Raw genomic sequence first — 17,436 nt, 5'->3', positions numbered from 1 at the left:
GGTCGGCGCCGCCGATCGGGTGGTCGAGCGCCGGTTTCACCCGCTTGGGGTGTCACATCGGGTGGTCGTCTTCCGGCCGCCGGTAGACGAGGAGATAGCGGTAGAAGAGCAGGTTCCGGACCTTGCTCCCCGGCAGCAGCCGGGCCGCGTCGCGCCGGATCCGGTTCATCGGCGGGAAGGTCTCCACGATCGGCGCCGACGGCAACGGATCGACCCCGCCGTTCAAGCGCTCGCCCGCGTACACGACCACCCTGGCCAGCGCGTTGACCGGCGAGGCCACGAGGGCACGTGCGTAGTCGGCGAGCGTGCTGGGCCTGCCGAGACCCAGCACGGCCAGCACCCCGCCGGGAACCAGCGCGTCACGCAGCTTCGTGACCGTGTCGAACGGCACATGATGCAGCGCCGCGAGGCAGGAGATGAAGTCGTACGCCTCCTCCGGCAGCTTCTCGGCGGCCACGTCGGCCTGCCGGTACGAGATCGTGCCGGGGCCCGGCGAACCGGCGGCGCGGGCGAGGTCGATCATCGGACCGGACCGGTCGATGGCCTCGACGTGCATCCCGGTCGCCGCGAGCCGCCGCGCGAACCGCCCGCTGCCGCAGCCCACGTCCAGCGCCACGCCGGGGCCGGGAGGCAGCTGGTCGAGCAGCAGCGGGTGATAGTGGTCGTTGTGGTTGAACCCCATGCGTCGAGAGTGCCAGGAAAAGCCGCACGTAGACTCGGCACGACAGGCAGCAAGGGTAAGAGGAGAGTTCGTGCCGCGAGGTGACGGCCGGGATTCCGAAGATTTCAGGGAATCCCCGGACCTGGCAGATCTGGACAGTTTCGCCGGTGTCGACGAATTGGGGGCACGTTCCCACGATCCGTCCGACGACACCGACCCGGATCTGGACGCACCCGACGCCGCGTACCAGGCGGGCGGCGGTTCGCGGGGCGGCATCGGCGGAATCGGGCAGCTGGGGGACAACCTCGCGCTCGGCCCCGTGCCGGACCTCGTCGCCCCGGAGGACGTGGAACTGCACGAACTGGACGATCAGGGCGACGACTTCGCCCCGGCCGACCCCAACGGGCAGCAGGCGCGCCGCGAACTGCTCGCCGTCGAGGCCGAGCTGAACCAGCGCTGGCCCGAGACCAAGATCGAGCCGTCCCTCGCCCGGATCGCGGCCCTGGTCAACCTCATGGGTGAACCGCACCGTGGCTACCCGGTGCTGCACGTCGCCGGGACCAACGGCAAGGGCTCGACCACCCGGATGATCGACGCGCTGCTGACCCGGATGGGCCTGCGCGTCGGCCGGTACACGAGCCCGCACCTGCAGCTGGTCACCGAGCGGATCGCGCTCGACGGCGCCCCCATCTCCGCCGCCGCGTACGTCGACCTGTACCGCGACGTCGCGCCGTACGTGACCATGGTGGACAACGCGGGCGGACCCGACGCGGTGCCGATGAGCAAGTTCGAGGTGCTCACCGGGATGGCGTTCGCGGCCTTCGCCGACGCGCCCGTCGAAGCCGCGGTCATCGAGACCGGGCTCGGCGGCTCCTGGGACGCCACGAACGTCGTGGACGGTGACGTCGCCGTCATCACGCCGATCGGCGTCGACCACGTGGAGTACTTCGGCGGCACGCCGGCCAAAGCCGCGGTGGAGAAGGCCGGGATCATCAAGCCCGGCAGCGTCGCGGTCATCGCCGAGCAGGACCCCGAAGTGCAGAAGATCCTGCTGGAGCGCGCCATCGAGGTCGACGCGAGCGTCGCCCGCGCGGGCAGTGAGTTCGGCGTGATGGAGCGTGAGATCGCCGTCGGCGGGCAGATGCTGAAGCTGCAGGGTCTCGGCGGGGTCTACGACGAGATCTTCCTGCCGCTGCACGGCGCGCACCAAGCGGCCAACGCCGCGCTCGCGCTGGCCGCCGTCGAAGCGTTCTTCGGCGCGGGCAAGGACAAGCAACTGGTCATCGAAGCCGTCCGCGAGGCCTTCGCCGAGGTCGAGACCCCCGGCAGGCTGGAGCGCGTCCGCGCCGCGCCGACCGTGCTGCTCGACGCCGCCCACAACCCGCACGGCGCCAAGGCGCTCGCGACCACCGTCGCCGAGGAGTTCGCCTTCCGCCGTCTCGCCGCCGTGGTCAGCGTGATGGCGGAGAAGGACGCCCGCGGCATCCTGGACGCCCTCGAACCCGTCGTCACGGAGATCGTCGTCACCAAGAACTCGTCCCCGCGCGCGATGCCGCTCGACGAACTCAACGACGTCGCCATCTCGATCTTCGGCGAAGACCGTGTCGTGGCCGAGCCCAGCCTCGACGCCGCGATCGAGACCGCCATCGGCCTCGTCGAGCAGAGCGACGACCCCGAGGAACCGCTGGCGGGCGGCGGCGTGCTGGTCACCGGCTCCGTCGTCACCGCGGGCGAGGCCAGGACCCTGTTCGGTAAGGAGCCGGCGTGACCGACGAGACCCCGAAGCCGCCCGCCAAGGACCCGATGAAGTCCTTCCGCGGCGTGATGGCCGGTTCCCTGATCATGGAGGGCATCACCGTCGCGCTGGCGCTGCCGGTGGTGGCGAAACTCGGCGGCGGAGTCGGCTCGCTCACCGGGTGGTCGGTGATCGTGATCGCGGTCGCGCTGATCGTGTTGTGCGGTTTCCTGAAGAAGCCGTGGGCGGTTCCCGCGGTGCTCGTGCTGCAGGTCGCGTTGATCGCGTTCTTCGTCGCGCTGCCCGCTGTGGCGATCCTCGGGGTGATCTTCCTGGGGATCTGGCTGTGGCTGTTGTGGCTGCGGCGGGATGTGGCGCGGCGGATGGCGGCGGGGACGCTGCCGAGTCAGCAGCAGCAACCGCAGTAGGGCTGGCCTTTGGGCATGCCGAGGGGCCCGTCGCCGGTGGTGGTCGGCGGGCTCCTCGGGTTCAGCGGTGGTTGTGGCGGGGTGTTTGTAGCGGGTCGAGGTATTGCGGCGGGATGAATTCGGGTCGGCCGTTGGTGATCTGGACTTTCCAGCCGGATTGTCCGTGGATGACCATGTGGTGGTAGCGGCAGAGCAGGCAGAGGTTGTTCAGGTCGGTGTCGCCGAGTTGGCCCCAGGGCAGAATATGGTGTGCTTCGCAGTGTTTGGGTCTTCGGTGACAGCCGGGGAAGGCGCAGCCGTGATCCCGGAGGTTCAGGGCCCGGCGTTGCGCGGGGGTGACGGACCGGGTCGCGCGACCGATGTCGAGGGGTTCGCTCTCGGCCCCGAGCACGGCGGGGATGATTTTGGCGTCGCAGGCGAGCATGCGGGCGTGCCGTGCGGTGATCTGGGAGACTCCGTCGACGCAGGCCGACCCCAGTCCTGAGGTCAGGGTCTCCAGGGGAATGGTGACCACGACGGTGGTGCGGTCTCCGGAGAGGGTGGGGGCCTTGTCGTTGGTCATCGCGTAGTGGATCGCGTCGAACAAGGCGTCCCCATGGCGTTCGCCGGGGGTGCGGGGATCACGGTTGCCGTCGTCGTCGACGGGTCTTCGTTGTCCCCAGGTGTCGAACAGCGCGTTGACGCGGGCCCCGAATTCGGGGTCCAGTAAGCCATTGAGTCGCCACCAGCCGTCGTCGCGTTTGCGCAGATACACCTCGCGCGACGGTGGTTTCAGGTCCTCGTCCTTCGGTTCATTCCCGTCGGGATCCATATGCGCCAAGAGTTCCGCGCCGACGTTGACGATCTCCTGTGGACCGGCGTGGCGGGCCAGGTCCACCAGGATTTGTTCGGCGCCTGACCGGTCGTCCTCCGAGACCTCGGAAGGAATCTTCTTCAGTACGGCGAGGATCGGGTCGAGTTGCTGGTGCCCGAGGTCGCCTTCCGCGGCGGCGGTACCGGCGATGGGGGCGAAAGCGGGGGCGGGGGTGCCGTCGAGGTTGCGGCTTTCGTTCAGTGCCAATGCCCGCGTCACGGTGCCGCTGGCTTCTTTGGGGCTGATGCGGGCGGTTTCGGCGAACCAGCCCGCCGTCGACCCGTGCCCGAACAGTTCCATCGGGCCCCGGGATTCGATCTCGACCAGGAACTGCCCGACCTCGGCCAACGCCTGTCGTGCCAGCGACAACCGCTCGACCACGCCGTGTGCGAGCTCGCGCGCACCGGCACGCCACAGCTCGTGTGGCGGTTCGAGGATGCGTTGGCTGGACACCCCGCAAGAATACCAGGAATCGAACAGGTGTGCGAACGCGAAAGAACCTTCAGAATTGGTTTCGCGTTCTGGCGATATCTGACAGGCCGCGCTATCTGTCGCCTGATCACGTCGTCAGGGAATCGAAACAAATGGAGACCAAAGGGCCTCGGCCGCGTTCGGTCGAGGCCCTTTAGCGATGGCGCTGTCTATCTCGGCTCGTCGGCCTCCACGACGGTGGAATCCTTCAGGTCCTTCGCCGTGCCCAGGATGCTTATGGCATTGCCCGACAGGTTGATCGGCAAGGTGATCGGCGTGAGTACTTGGTTGCCACCGAGAAGTGATTCTCTCCACTGGGCAGCACCGACAGCGGCTGAGCGTCTAGTCGGCCAATGTCCGGTTGCTATCCATTGTGGACATTCTTTGATGAACTCTTCACTGGGCGACGGAAGCCTAGCGTCGAGACCCGCCGCCCTTCACGATCGCCGAACAGCTTCGCGCAGACCGCCGGAACGGCTACCGTCCGTTCGTTCATCACCGCGCAAACCGCCGTTGGCCCACCGGCCGTGGCCGCGGGATAGAACCGCGCCATGACCGCAACCCACCACAGCCGCCGCACGCTGCTCAAAGCCGGTCTCACCGGCGCCGGAGCGGTCGCGGGCGGCCTGCTCCTCCCCGGCACCGCGACCGCGACCCCGAACCCGGTCGCACTGCTCCGTGGCGACCGTCCGGTGCTCACCCACGGTGTCCAGTCCGGCGACGTCACCACCGGTTCCGGCATCGTCTGGTCGCGCGCGGACCGGCCTTCGCGGCTGATCGTGGAGGTCTCCCGGGATCCGTCGTTCCGGCACGTGCGCCGCGTGCTCGGCCCGGTGATGAGCCCGGAGACCGGCGGCACCGGCAAGGTCCGCGTCGCAGGCCTCCCGCCGGGGACCGAAGTCCACTACCGCGTGACCGCGGAAGACCTCGACGGCCGCACCCGCAGCGAGGCCGTCACGGGCCGCTTCGCCACCGCCCCCGTCGGCCGCTCCGACGTGCGGCTGCTGTGGTCCGGCGACGTCGCGGGGCAGAACTGGGGTATCAACCCCGAACGCGGCGGGATGACGATCTACCGCGCGATGGCCGAACGCCGTCCGGATTTGTTCCTCCACTGTGGAGACACGGTCTACGCCGACGCGCCGCTCACCGAGACCGTTGCGCTGCCCGGCGGCCGGGTGTGGCGCAACATCGTCACCCCGGAGAAGTCGAAGGTCGCCGAGACGCTCGACGAGTACCGCGGCCAGTTCGCCTACAACCTGCTCGACGAGAACCTCAAGCGCTTCACGGCGAACGTGCCCGCCTATGTCCAGTGGGACGACCACGAAGTCGTGAACAACTGGTACCCGGGTGAGATTCTCAACGACCGCCCCGAATACACCGAGAAGCGCGTCGACGTGCTCGCCGCGCGGGCATTCCAGGCGTTCCACGAATGGCACCCGATCGACCGGCGCCAAGCCGTCGACGGCCGCGTCTACCGCAACTTCCGCCACGGCTCCCGCGCCGAGGTCTTCGTGCTGGACATGCGGACCTACAAGGACGCCAACACCGCCGACCAGACCAAGCCGGGCCACATTCTCGGCGATCGCCAGGCCCGTTGGCTCGTCGACGCGCTGGACCGCAGCACCGCCACCTGGAAGATCATCCAGGCCGACCTCCCGATCGGTCTCACCGTCCCGGACGGCAAGGCCATCGAGGGCGTCGCCAACGGCCTGCCCGGCGCGCCCGGCGGCCGCGAGACCGAACTCGCCTGGGTGCTGCGGGAGATCGCGCGGCGCCGGGTGCGCAACGTCGTCTGGCTGACCGCGGACGTGCACTACACCGCGGCGCACCACTACTCGCCGGATCGCGCGTCCTTCACCGATTTCGACCCGTTCTGGGAGTTCGTCTCCGGCCCGCTCAACGCCGGCGCGTTCGGCCCGAACACCCTCGACCCGACCTTCGGGCCGGAAGCGGTGTTCGTGCACGCCCCGCCCGCCGCGAACACCTCGCCCGCCGACGGCTTCCAGCACTTCGGGGAGGTGAACATCGACGGGCGGAGCGGTGCGCTCACGGTCGACCTGCGGGACGCTACGGGCGCGTCGTTGTGGTCGAAGACCCTGCGGCCCCAACGCTGAGCAGTTCCGTCAGGACCGCGATGCCGCGGTCGCCGTGCCCGGCCTCGGCGGCCCGTCGTACGAGGTCGTGCATCGGCCGCTGCCAGCCGACGTCGACGCCTTCCTCGGCCAGTTCGAGGTCGGCGGCGGCGCCGGCGTGGAAGATGCCCACCGAGGCCGCGGGATCCGAGTAGTCGCCGCTGTCGATTTCCTTGGCGTACATCGGAAGCAGCGAAATGATCAGCTCGAACCATTTGGTGGCGTAGGGCAGGAGTGTGCCGGCTTCGAGCCCGCGCGACCGCAGCGCGGCGGCACCCTGGAAGAACCCGACCAGCGCGGGCAGCAGGGTGCCGCCGACGGCCATCTCGTACAGCGCCGCGAGGTCCGTGTCCTCGCCGAGATGGACGGTGTCGCCGCCCAGTACCCGCAACGTGTCCGGCGCTCCCACGGCCGACGGCACGTTCTTGATCGCGCCGTCGAGGTAGCGTGCGCCGCGTTCCCGCGCCCATCCGGCCATCCGGCGCGCTCCCGCCGGTGATCCGCTGTTCAAGGTGACCAAAGCGCGTCCGGTCAGGGAAGCCTGCTCCAAGGCCGCGCGCGTGTCTTCGTAGGTGGTCAGGCAAGCGATGGTCACCGGGCTCGCCCGCACCGCGTCTCCGGCCGTCGCGGCCCGATTCGCTCCGCGTGCGACAAGGGGATCGGCCTTCGAGGCCGTCCTGTTCCACACGGTGGTCGGATGCCCGGCATCGAGGAAGGCACCGGCCAGTGCCGATCCCATCGAACCGAGGCCAAGGACGGTCACCGGTGTCTTCGACATTTTTCGCTCCAGTCAAAGGCCGGGTACCGACAAAGAGGTAAGTGACGATGACCAAGAACGCACCTTCACCTGCGGCCTCGACGCCGCGATAGCCGTCATGGGTGGCAAATGGAAAAGGGCTCATCCTGTTCGCGCTCCAGGACGGGCCGCTGCGCTTCGGGGAGCTGCGGCGCGCGGTGCCCGGCATCAGCGAACGGGTGCTGATCCTGCAGCTGCGCGAGATGGAGAGCACCGGACTGCTGCATCGCGAGGTGTACCACCAAGTTCCGCCGAAGGTGGAGTACTCGCTGACGGAGTTCGGGGATTCCCTCAACACCGCGATGGCCGCGCTCGGGGAGTGGGGCGAGGAGCATCTCGAGCGGATCGAGGCCATTCCCTGGTCCGAAGTGAAGTGAGCGGCGAAGCACCCAGTAGGCTCCGGGCGAATAGCACGAATCCCACCCAAGGAGAAATACCGCCGTGACTGAACGCACGCTGGTCCTCGTCAAGCCCGATGGCGTCGCGCGCGGCCTCGTCGGCGAGGTCATCGCTCGCATCGAGCGCAAGGGCCTTAAGCTCGCCGCCCTCGAACTGCGCACCGTCGAGCGCTCGGTCGCCGAGGAGCACTACGCCGAGCACAAGGAGCGCCCGTTCTTCGGCGACCTCCTCGAGTTCATCACCTCGGGCCCGCTGGTCGCGATCGCCGTCGAGGGCCCGCGCGCCATCGCCGCCTTCCGTCAGCTCGCCGGCGGCACCGACCCGGTCGAGAAGGCCACCCCCGGCACCCTGCGCGGCGACTTCGCACTGGAGACCCAGTACAACCTGGTGCACGGTTCGGACTCCCCGGAGTCGGCCGAGCGCGAGCTCAAGCTCTGGTTCCCCGAGGTCTGACAGACTCGTGGACGGCGCGGGACCGCCGCGCCGTCCACGAATCGGGGGAGCCGTGATGACACCGGACGAGTACCTGGAACGCCTGCGGGAGCTCACCGCCGGTTTCGCGCGGGTGGCGAGCACCGGTGACCACACCGCGCCCGTGCCCTGCTGCGGCGACTGGCACCTGCGTGACCTGGTCGTCCACCTCGGCAATGTCCACCGCTGGGCGGCCGGGATCGTGCGCACCGGCGACCCCGCCCCGCAGATCTTCGAAGCCGATCCGGGCGCGGACCTCGCCGCCTGGTACCGCGAAAGCGCGGACGATCTCATCGAAGCGCTGAGCGAGGCATCTCCCGGCGACGGCGCTTGGAACTTCACCGCCGCCGCCAAGACCAAAGACTTCTGGTTCCGCCGTCAGGTCCACGAGACCGCGGTGCACCTGCTCGACGCGCATCGCGCGGCAGGGACCGAATACACCCTGGACCCGTCCGTCGCCGCAGACGGTGTGGACGAGGTCCTCCTCGGCATGCTGCCGAAGGTGAAGCGCTGGCACACGCCGCCCGCGGTCACCGTTCCGTTGCTGCTGAAGACCTCCGACACCGGACACGCCTGGTTGATCACACCGCCGGGCGAAACCGACGTCCCCGGCTCGCGGCGGGCGGACCCCGCCGAAGCGGCGGCCGCCGTCGTCGAAGGGACCGCGGAAGGTCTGGACCTGCTGCTGTGGCAACGGGTCGAGCTCGCCGGTGCTGGCCTCGCGATCACCGGTGATGTCGCGGCGGCGGAAACCTTCCTCGCCGGGCCGTTCACACCCTGACCTTCGGCGCCCTACGCCGTTCGGTTCACGTTCACCTCGGGGTCTTCTCCTGGCGGTCCGCGTCCGCTGTGCTGAGCGGTGCTGCCTGTCACTCGATCGTGGGGTATTCCGTGAGAAATTCACGCCTGTTGCTGCTCGCTGCCCTGCTGCCCGGATTGTTCGTCGCCGCACCGGCGCACGCCGATCCCTTGGCCGCTCCGCTCGGCCCCGCGCCGGTCGAAGCCGCTCCCTCGGCCTCCTCGGCGAAGGAGGGGCCGTCCGCGTACGCCGTGGCCGCGCCCGACGACGGACTCGTCACCACCAGCGCGACTTCGCGCGTGGCGCCGGGCCTGAGCCTGACCGAGTTCGACCGCTACGACCCGGCGGGCTGGATCCGCGGCGACACGCTCGCCGTCGACCTCACCAGCAAGACCCTCAAGCCGACGTATCTCAGCCCTGGCACGGTTTCCGCGCGGACACCGCTTTCGCAGCAGGTCGCCAGGGCCGGTGCGGTGGCCGGGGTCAACGGGGACTTCTTCGACATCAACGCCAGCGGCGCGCCGATCGGTGTCGGCATCGACGGCGGAAAACTCCAGACGGCGCCCGCGCGCGGCCACAACCTGACCGCGTCGATCACCGAGGAAGGCAAGGCGCGGCTCGCGGAGGTGTTCCTCGACGCGTCGATCACCCTGCCCGACGGCCGGGTCGTGCCAGCGTCGAACTTCAACAGTCCCGTGCTGAGCGGCGACGCGATCGGCGTCTACACGCCGTTGTGGGGCGCGTCCTCGCGGCGGACGTCGGTCGCGGGCGCTCAGCGCGTCGTCGAGGTCGAGGTCTCCGACGGCGTCGTCACGCAGGTGCGTCCGCAGCCCGCGGACGGCCCGATCGCCGCGGGCGCGACGATTCTGCTCGCCCGTGACGGCGGCGTGGACTCGTTGTCCGGCTTGAAGATCGGCGACAAGGTGAGCGTCGCGTACGCGCCGAAGAGTGACACGGGCAAGCTGTCGGTCTCGGTCGGCGGGAACAAGGTCCTGCTGCGTGACGGCGCGGTCCAGCCGGTCGACAACGTCGCCATGCACCCCCGGACCGCGGTCGGGTTCTCCGCCGACGGCACGAAGATGTGGCTGGCCACGGTCGACGGCCGTCAGGCGGACAGCCGCGGCATGACGGAACTCGAGCTCGCCCGCCACATGAAGTCCCTCGGCGCGGACGACGCCCTCAACCTCGACGGCGGCGGATCGTCGACCATGCTCGCCCGCGAAGAGGGCGAGAAGGCGCCGCTGGTGCGCAATGCGCCGTCGGACGGCGGGGAACGCCTGGTACCCAACGGGATCGGCGTCACCACCGGGCCGGGAAGCGGGCGGCTGACCGGATTCGCGCCCGCTCCCGCGCAGGACACCGCCGACGCGACGCGGGTGCTCTCCGGGCTGACACGGAAACTCGCCGCGGGCGGCCACGACGAGACCGGTGCCGCCGTCGACGGCAAGGTCCAGTGGCTCAGTACGAATCCCTTCCGCGGCACCGTGACCGACGGCGTGTTCACCGCGCACGCCGACCGGCTCCGGCCCGACGCGCCCGCGAACGTCGACGTCTACGCGAAACGCGGCGGCGTCATGGGCAAGACCACGCTGAACGTCCTCGGCTCGCCGGTCCGCCTCGGCACGAGCACCGAACAGGTCGCGTTGTCCGGCGAAGGCGCGAAGAGCACGTTCAAGGTGTTCGGCTACGACGCCGACGGCTACGGCACGTGGATCGAGCCCGACGACGTCAAACTCGGCTACGACCCCACGGTGGTGAAGATCGAACCGTCCGGCGACGGGTTCGCGGTCACCGCGCTGAAGGCTTCGGGCGCTTCGGCGATCACCGCCACCGCCGGTGGGAAGGTGACGCATCTGGCGGCTTCCGTCGGCACGGAATCGCGGGTGGCGGCACCGCTCGACGGCCCGGCGGGCTGGACCGCGAGCGTCTTCCCCGCCGTCGTCGGCGCCGCGCTTTCCGAGGCACCCGGCCGTGACGGCGGACGTGGTCTCGCGCTGGACTACCGGCTGAACGGGACCAACGCGACGCGCGCGGCCTACGTCAACTCGGCGGCGCCGATCGCGGTGCCACCCGGCACCCAGCGTGTCGGTCTGTGGGTGAACGGTGACGCGAAGGGCGCTTGGCTGCGTGCGGAACTCCGTGACGCCGCCAACGTTCCGTCCATTGTGGACTTGACGTTGAGCGTCGACTGGACGGGCTGGCGCTACGTCCGCGCGGCCATCCCGGCCGGGCTTCCCGACGGGCAGCGGCTGACGAAGTTCTACGCCGTCGAGAACGTCCCGGATCAGCAGTACGAAGGACGTTTGGTGTTCGACGACCTCACCTTCGAGGTCGCGCCCGCGGCCGCCGTCCCCGCCGATCCGGCGCCGCGTGATCCGGCGCTGATCACGGATGGCGTCGCGACCGGTGGCCTGCGGATCGCCGTGGTCAGCGACGCGCAGTTCACCGCCGATCAGCCGGACGGCCCGCTGGTCGCCCAGGCCCGGCGCGCGTTGCGCGAGGCGGTGGCGGCGAAACCGGATCTCGTGCTGATCAACGGCGACTTCGTCGACCGCGGTACGGCGGCCGATTTCGTGCTGGCGAAGTCGGTCATCGACGAGGAACTCGTCGGCAAGGCACCCTGGTACTACGTTCCGGGCAACCACGAGGCCGACGGCGGGCACGGGCTCGCGGAGTTCCAGGCGGCGTTCGGGGAGACCCACCGCGTCGTCGACGTCGCCGGGATCCGGCTGGTGCTCATGGATTCCTCGCGCGGATCGCTGCGCGCGGGCGGGTTCGACCAGATCCGGATGCTGCGCGAGGCGCTGGACGGAGCTAAGGCGGACAAGCGGATCCGCGGCGTGGTCGTCGCGATGCATCATCCGGTCAAGGACCCGAGCCCGGCCGGGAACTCTCAGCTGGCCGACCGCAAGGAAGCCGCCATGCTGACCGGCTGGCTGACCGCCTTCGAACGCGAGTCGGGCAAGCAGACGGCCGCGATCGCCTCGCATGCGGGCGTTTTCAGCCTTTCGCGCGTCGATGGCGTGCCGTATCTGGTGAACGGCAACTCCGGGAAATCGCCCGCGGTGGCCCCGGGTGACGGCGGGTTCGTCGGCTGGACGATGGTCCGGTTCGAGCCGGGGGACAAGGCGCAGCCGGTGCGGTTCGAGACGCGGCCGAACGTCGACGCGCTGACGCTGTCCGGGCCCTCGTCGCTGGCACGCGGGGAGAAGGCGGACATCCGGGCGGTGGTGACGCAGGGAGCGCGTCAAGTGCCGGTTTCGTACCCGGTCAGCGCGGACTGGAAGGGCGGCTGGGGCACGCATGTCGCCGGCGGGTTCCTGCCCGCGATGCCCTGGGACGTCGCGTCGTTCGATCCGGCGACCGGGGTGCTGACCGCGCTGCGGCCCGGGACGGCGAACCTCTCGGTGACCGTCAACGGGGTCACGAAGAGCCTGTCGGTCACTGTGGGCTGAAAGCGTCCTTCACCGCATCAGACGCCACGAAGGGGCCCTTCACCGCATCGCATGCGGTGAAGGGCCCCTTCAGCCCACGCGTCAGGCGGCTTCGTGCGCCTCTTCGACCGTGCCCGGCAGCGCCGGACCCCGCGGCGGGATCGCGTCGGCGTCGGCCGGGTCCACCTTCCGCACCGAACCGTCGGCCGCGGTCTGCGCGATCGCGACCATCGAGGCCAGCGCGTCCTGGATCTGCTGCTGCTCCCGCTCCGGGATGAGGCTCAGCTCGATCAGCACGCTGCCGTTGCCGAGCAGTCCGTAGCCGTTGCGCGCGATGCCCTGGTAGTCACCGCCGGGGTACTGCGAGACGTAGCCGCCGTTGCCGTCGATGGACCGCCGCACCACGACCGCGATCTGCTTCGCGAAGTCCACATCGGACTGTTTCACGCCCGGATTCGTCGGCCACAGCGTGGAAGCGGTGATCTCCTTGCCGTTCGCGTCCCGGTACCGGCCCTGCATGTGGTAGTCGACCATGATGTCCGGCTTGAACGCCGCGTTCCGCCGCTGGATCAGGCCGGCTTCGGTGGCCGGGTTGTCCTTCGGCGCCACGGCCGGGTCGTGGTAGCGGTTGATGTCGTACCCCTTGCCCTTCTCACCGTATTCGGGAGTGGCGTCCGGGTCGTAGTTGTAGCGCCAGTCGTGCTCATGCCCGTCGGGGTTCGCGCGCACGACGATGTCGACGGTCACCTTCGCCAGCAGTTTCCGCGCCCACGGGCTGTGCCCGACCCCGACCTTCCGCAGGAATTCGAGCGCGGCGGGGGTGCCGAGCGGCTCGTCGCCGTGCTGCTGGGTGACGTACTGGATCCGTGTCTTGCCATGGCCGACCCTGGCCGCCCACACCGGACGGCCCTCGTTGCTGAGGCCGATCTTGTCCACCCGGATCTTGCCGTGGCTGAGCGCCGCCAGCTTGTGCAGTTCGAAGGCCAGCTTCGCGGTGGACGGACGCGGGTCGACGGCCCGGCCGGTTTCGGCCGCCTGCGCCGCGGGCGCCACCAGGAGCCCGGCACTGACAAAAACGGACAACAGGGCGATTTTGGGCTTGAGACTCATGGGCGGTGAGTATCGACGAGCGGGGACCGGCCGACAAGGGCCGGGATAAACCGGTCGAATTTTGTCGGTGGCAGGTCCTAGGGTGCCTACCGTGGGTGACTCGGAGCACGAATCGGCGATGGTGCAGGCGAAGGCGTTGGTCAAGCGCTTCGGCGATTTCGAGGCCGTACGCGGGATCGACGTCGAGGTCCGCCCGGGGGAGGCGTTCGGCTTCCTCGGGCCCAACGGCGCGGGCAAGTCCTCCACCATGCGGATGATCGCGAGCGTCTCCCCGCGCACCGACGGTGACCTGCGGGTCCTCGGGATGGATCCGGATGTCGAGGGGCCGAAGATCCGCGCCCGGCTCGGCGTGGTGCCGCAGCAGGACAACCTGGACACCGAGCTCACCGTCCGGCAGAACCTGCAGATCTACGGCCGCTACTTCGGGCTCTCGCGCTCGCACGTGCGGAGCAAGGCCGAGGAACTGATGGAGTTCGCCCAGCTCACCGACCGGGCGAACGCGGAGGTCGATTCGCTCTCCGGCGGGATGAAGCGGCGGCTGACCATCGCGCGCTCCCTGGTCAACGATCCGGAGCTGCTCCTGCTCGACGAGCCGACCACGGGGCTGGATCCGCAGGCCCGGCACCTGTTGTGGGACAGGCTGTTCCGGCTCAAGGCCGGCGGGACCACGCTGATCATCACCACGCATTACATGGACGAGGCCGAGCAGCTGTGCGACAGGCTGGTCGTGATGGACAACGGCCGGATCGCCGCCGAGGGCTCGCCCGCGGACCTGATCAGCCGGTACTCCACCCGCGAGGTCGTGGAGCTGCGCTTCCCGAACGGCGAGCAGGAGGCGGCCGCGAAACGGCTCGACGGCCTGGCCGAACGCGTCGAGGTGCTGCCGGATCGTGTCCTCCTCTACACGATGACCGGTGAGGCCACCCTCGAACAGGCGCACGCGCGCGGGCTGCGTCCGCTGTCGAGCCTGGTCCGCCGCAGTTCGCTGGAGGACGTCTTCCTCCGCCTCACCGGCCGGACGCTGGTGGACTGATGACCACAGCGCAGACGAAGGCGTCGACGGGCCGTGTGGTCTCGCGCTGGGCGGGAGCCTGGCTGCGGGTCGAGGGCCATTGGATGTGGTACCGCCGCTACTGGGTGTCCACTTTGTACTCGACGGGCCTGCAACCGGTGCTGTTCCTGGCCGCGATGGGCCTCGGGTTCGGCTCGCAGGTCCAGGCGGGTGCGGCGACGAGCGGCTTCTCGTACCTGGAGTACGTCGCCCCGGCGCTGCTCGTCGCCGGTGCGGCGCAGCTGGCGGTGGGGGAGTCGAGCTACCCGGTGCTGTCGGGTTTCAAGTGGCAGCAGGACTACATCGCCGTCACCGCCACCCCGATCACGCCGGGGCAGGTGCTGGGCAGCCAGATCATGTGGGTGAGCCTGCGCTTGGCCCTGGCGGGCACGATCTACGCCGTCATCGCGGCGCTCTTCGGTTCCTGGACGAGTTTCGGCGTGCTCGCCGTCATCCTGATCGGGGTGCTCACCGGGATCGCCTGCGGCACCCCGGTGATGGCGCTGGCCGCGACCACCTACGACGAAGGCACCCGGTTCGGCCTGGTGTTCCGGTTCATCCTGATCCCGATGACGTTGTTCTCCGGCACGTTCTTCCCGATCAGCCAGCTGCCGGCCCCGCTGATGTGGATCGCCTGGATCTCCCCGCTGTGGCACGGCAACGAGGCCGCCAGGGCGGTCAGCCTCGGCACCGTCGGCCCGCTCGCCACGCTGGGCCATCTCGCCTTCCTGATCGTGCTGGCCGGCGCGGGCTGGGCGTTGGCGCACAAGTACTTCTACCGACGGCTGGTGGTCTGAAATGTCGGTGCTCGCCGAAGCCCCGCGCCGCGGGGTGCTGCTGCGCGTCCTGCCCTCGGCGCTGTACAGCGGCCGGTCGACGGCGGTGCTGGAACGCACCTTCCTGACGTACTCGCACGCCTGGATGTTGTTCGTGTCCGGCGTCTTCGAGCCGCTGTTCTACCTGATGGCCTTCCAGCTCGGCTTCGGCAAGCTCGTCGGCGAGGTCGTCGGGCCCGGTGGCCAGGCGATGAGCTACGTCGCCTTCGTCGCGCCCGGTCTGCTCGCGGCGTCGGCGATGAACGGCGCGATCCTCGACTCGACGTACAACCTGTTCTTCAAGCTGAAGTACGCCAAGCTGTACGACGCCATGCTCGCCACCCCGATCGGGCCGCTGGACATCGCGCTCGGCGAGGTCGGCTGGTCGGTGCTGCGCGGCGGGATCTACTCGGTCACCTTCCTCGGCGTGATGACCGTGATGGGGCTGCCCGGGTCGTGGTGGGCCCTGCTGATGATCCCGGCGGCGCTGCTGATCGCGATGGCGTTCTCGGCCATCGGCATCGTGCTGGTGACCTTCCTGCGGTCGGTGTCGCAGTTCGACTACATCAACCTCGTGCTGATGCCGCTGTTCCTGTTCTCCACGACGTTCTACCCGCTTTCGGTCTATCCGGCGGGGATCCAGTGGATCGTGCAGATCTTCCCGCTCTACCACGGGATCGAGCTGATGCGCGGGCTCTCCGTCGGCGTCCTGTCGTGGGGCATGGCCGGGAACGTGGCGTACCTGCTGGCGCTGGCGGCGGTCGGGATCTACGCGTCCTCGAAGCGGTTCGGCAAGCTCCTGCTGCGCTGACTCGTCACCGGGCCGGGTTCGAGCCCGTCCGGCGGGGCGCCACCGCGGCCAGCGCGTCGACCAACCCGTGCCCGTAGAAGCCGTTGAATCCCGCGTAGCCGGTGCAGTACGCGTCCTGCGAGCCGTCACCGGTCAGGTCGTAGTCGGCCGGACACGCGATCGGCGTGGCCTGGGCGTCCAGCGCGCGCCTCAGCTGACGGGCGCCGTAGCCGGGGTGCTTCGAAGCGAGCAGCGCCGCGACACCGGCGACGTGCGGCGCCGCCATCGACGTCCCGCACAGTGGCGCGTACCCGCCGGGAACGGTCGAGAGCACGCACTGACCGGCCTCGCCGCCCGGAGCGGTCACGTCGATCACACCCAGCCCGTACGAGCTGTAGCCGGCCTTGACCCGCTCTTCGCTCACGGAAGACACCGCGACGACGTCACGCAGGCCGGCGGGCAGCGCCTGACAGCCTTCGGATTGGTGCCGGGCACCCGAGCGCGGTGAGGGCACCAGTTCGGCGGCTTCGTTGGTCGCCGCCGCGACGTTGAGGACGCCCGTCGAGGTCGCGTACTCGACGGCGCGGGCCATGACCTCGTTCACCACGCCCCGCCGGTCGTCGTGGGCACACGTGAGCGACCACGGATCGACGAAGTAGCTGCTGTTCGTCACCGTCATGCCCTGTGAAACGGCCCACATCAGCCCGCAGACGGCGGCTTCGGGGTCGGCGTACCCGCGATCGTCGATCACCTTCACCGAGGCGATCCGCACGCCGGGCGCCACCCCGGTGACGCCTTTGCCGTCGTCGGCGGCGGCGATGATCCCCGCGACGTGCGTGCCGTGCACCGACGTCGTCGCGGCCCAGTTCCGGTCGGGCGCGCCGGTCAGGCACCCCGCGGACTTGGCGGGGTCGAGGGCGTTCGCCAGTTCGGGATGGGTGGGGTCGACGCCGGAGTCGAGGACGCCGACGACGACGTCCCGGCTGCCCGGTTCGACCATGCGGGCCTTGTCGGCGCCGATCGCGCGCATGTCCCACTGCTCGCCGGTGCGGTCGGCGGAGGGCACCTTCGCCGGATCCGTCGGTTCGAGTTCGGCGCGGGCGGGCGCGGACCTGCCCGGCGACGTGCCGGTGGCCCGCTGCACCGCCAGCCGTTCCGCCTGCGCGCTGAACGCGGCGGCGGGCCGGACCAGTTCGGCGAAGTCGCGATCGGCCGAGGTCGCCACGGCCACCGCGATCTGCGGGTAGTAGACGGTCGTGCTGCCGCAGCCGCTCGCGACGGCCGCCCTGGCCTCGGCCTCGGAAGTGCCCTGGTCGAAGGCGACGACGTACCGCAGCGCCCGTCCCTGGGGGTGACACGAGGGCTCGGCCTCGGCCGTCGCGACAGCGGCGACCGAACCGCAGAGCACCACGAAGGCGCACACGGCCGCTCGCAGGGACCGCCCCAGCAGGGACACCGGACCTCCCACCGGAGAACATCGGACAACGAGGG

At 69.8% G+C, this 17,436-nt stretch carries 15 protein-coding genes and 1 pseudogene; 10 read left to right on the top strand and 6 right to left on the bottom strand.

Going from position 1 to position 17,436, the window contains the following annotated elements:
- Window positions 1-52: 52 nt before the first annotated feature.
- Window positions 53-682 carry a class I SAM-dependent methyltransferase gene (locus ACIRGA_RS25195; protein WP_400945035.1) on the bottom strand — a complete coding sequence of 210 codons (630 nt, stop codon included), beginning with the start codon at window positions 680-682 and terminating at the stop codon, window positions 53-55.
- Between the two features lie 70 nt (window positions 683-752).
- Here ACIRGA_RS25195 and ACIRGA_RS25190 point away from each other — a divergent pair, with 70 nt between their 5' ends.
- Both ACIRGA_RS25190 and ACIRGA_RS25185 read left to right on the top strand, forming a co-directional pair.
- Window positions 753-2,429 (top strand): bifunctional folylpolyglutamate synthase/dihydrofolate synthase, encoded by a 1,677-nt coding sequence (locus ACIRGA_RS25190; RefSeq protein ID WP_400945033.1) that lies wholly within the window; start codon window positions 753-755, stop codon window positions 2,427-2,429.
- The gene (locus tag ACIRGA_RS25185; protein WP_034316250.1) at window positions 2,426-2,824 is read left to right on the top strand and encodes a DUF4233 domain-containing protein; all 399 of its coding nucleotides are present in this window, start codon (window positions 2,426-2,428) and stop codon (window positions 2,822-2,824) included. Before ACIRGA_RS25190 ends, ACIRGA_RS25185 begins: the two co-directional genes overlap by 4 nt.
- Window positions 2,825-2,885: 61 nt before the next feature.
- Here the strand turns inward: ACIRGA_RS25185 and ACIRGA_RS25180 are convergent, their stop codons facing one another.
- Entirely contained in the window at window positions 2,886-4,130 is a 1,245-nt protein-coding gene (locus tag ACIRGA_RS25180) for a DUF222 domain-containing protein (protein ID WP_400945031.1), read from the bottom strand.
- 188 nt (window positions 4,131-4,318) lie between these two features.
- The gene (locus ACIRGA_RS25175) at window positions 4,319-4,516 is read right to left on the bottom strand and encodes a chaplin family protein (protein ID WP_400945102.1); all 198 of its coding nucleotides are present in this window, start codon (window positions 4,514-4,516) and stop codon (window positions 4,319-4,321) included.
- Between the two features lie 183 nt (window positions 4,517-4,699).
- Between ACIRGA_RS25175 and ACIRGA_RS25170 the strand changes: the two genes are divergently transcribed.
- Window positions 4,700-6,262 carry an alkaline phosphatase D family protein gene (locus ACIRGA_RS25170; RefSeq protein WP_400945029.1) on the top strand — a complete coding sequence of 521 codons (1,563 nt, stop codon included), beginning with the start codon at window positions 4,700-4,702 and terminating at the stop codon, window positions 6,260-6,262.
- Here the strand turns inward: ACIRGA_RS25170 and ACIRGA_RS25165 are convergent.
- Window positions 6,216-7,058, bottom strand: a complete 843-nt coding sequence (locus ACIRGA_RS25165; protein ID WP_400945027.1) for an NAD(P)-dependent oxidoreductase — start codon at window positions 7,056-7,058, stop codon at window positions 6,216-6,218. The two genes, ACIRGA_RS25170 and ACIRGA_RS25165, sit on opposite strands and share 47 nt — an antisense overlap.
- 97 nt (window positions 7,059-7,155) lie before the next feature.
- Here ACIRGA_RS25165 and ACIRGA_RS25160 point away from each other — a divergent pair.
- From ACIRGA_RS25160 to ACIRGA_RS25145, 4 genes and pseudogenes are all read left to right on the top strand, one after another.
- A pseudogene (locus ACIRGA_RS25160) lies at window positions 7,156-7,453 on the top strand (winged helix-turn-helix transcriptional regulator).
- Between the two features lie 64 nt (window positions 7,454-7,517).
- Window positions 7,518-7,928 (top strand): nucleoside-diphosphate kinase, encoded by a 411-nt coding sequence (gene ndk / locus ACIRGA_RS25155; RefSeq protein WP_005158515.1) that lies wholly within the window; start codon window positions 7,518-7,520, stop codon window positions 7,926-7,928.
- A gap of 55 nt (window positions 7,929-7,983) precedes the next feature.
- Entirely contained in the window at window positions 7,984-8,727 is a 744-nt protein-coding gene (locus tag ACIRGA_RS25150; protein WP_400945025.1) for a maleylpyruvate isomerase family mycothiol-dependent enzyme, read from the top strand.
- 128 nt (window positions 8,728-8,855) lie between these two features.
- Window positions 8,856-12,200 carry a phosphodiester glycosidase family protein gene (locus ACIRGA_RS25145; RefSeq protein ID WP_400945100.1) on the top strand — a complete coding sequence of 1,115 codons (3,345 nt, stop codon included), beginning with the start codon at window positions 8,856-8,858 and terminating at the stop codon, window positions 12,198-12,200.
- A gap of 81 nt (window positions 12,201-12,281) precedes the next feature.
- Here the strand turns inward: ACIRGA_RS25145 and ACIRGA_RS25140 are convergent, their stop codons facing one another.
- Complete coding sequence (locus ACIRGA_RS25140; protein ID WP_400945023.1) at window positions 12,282-13,289, bottom strand: M14 family zinc carboxypeptidase; 1,008 nt, start codon at window positions 13,287-13,289, stop codon at window positions 12,282-12,284.
- Window positions 13,290-13,407: 118 nt separating this feature from the next.
- Here ACIRGA_RS25140 and ACIRGA_RS25135 point away from each other — a divergent pair, with 118 nt between their 5' ends.
- From ACIRGA_RS25135 to ACIRGA_RS25125, 3 genes are read left to right on the top strand one after another with little or no spacing between them, the layout of a single operon-like run.
- Window positions 13,408-14,322, top strand: a complete 915-nt coding sequence (locus tag ACIRGA_RS25135; protein WP_400945098.1) for an ABC transporter ATP-binding protein — start codon at window positions 13,408-13,410, stop codon at window positions 14,320-14,322.
- Window positions 14,322-15,137 (top strand): ABC transporter permease, encoded by an 816-nt coding sequence (locus ACIRGA_RS25130; RefSeq protein WP_400945021.1) that lies wholly within the window; start codon window positions 14,322-14,324, stop codon window positions 15,135-15,137. The genes ACIRGA_RS25135 and ACIRGA_RS25130 overlap by 1 nt, the downstream gene beginning before the upstream one ends.
- Before the next feature lies 1 nt (window position 15,138).
- Complete coding sequence (locus ACIRGA_RS25125) at window positions 15,139-15,966, top strand: ABC transporter permease (RefSeq protein ID WP_400945019.1); 828 nt, start codon at window positions 15,139-15,141, stop codon at window positions 15,964-15,966.
- Between the two features lie 4 nt (window positions 15,967-15,970).
- On the opposite strand, the gene ACIRGA_RS25120 is transcribed toward ACIRGA_RS25125, so the two are convergent.
- On the bottom strand, window positions 15,971-17,401 hold the full coding sequence (locus ACIRGA_RS25120; protein ID WP_400945017.1) for a S8 family peptidase: 1,431 nt from the start codon (window positions 17,399-17,401) through the stop codon (window positions 15,971-15,973).
- Window positions 17,402-17,436: the final 35 nt, after the last annotated feature.

This window comes from Amycolatopsis sp. NPDC102389 (genome assembly GCF_044765885.1).
Classification (GTDB): Bacteria; Actinomycetota; Actinomycetes; order Mycobacteriales; family Pseudonocardiaceae; genus Amycolatopsis.
This window is presented reverse-complemented; position numbering and strand designations above follow the sequence as displayed.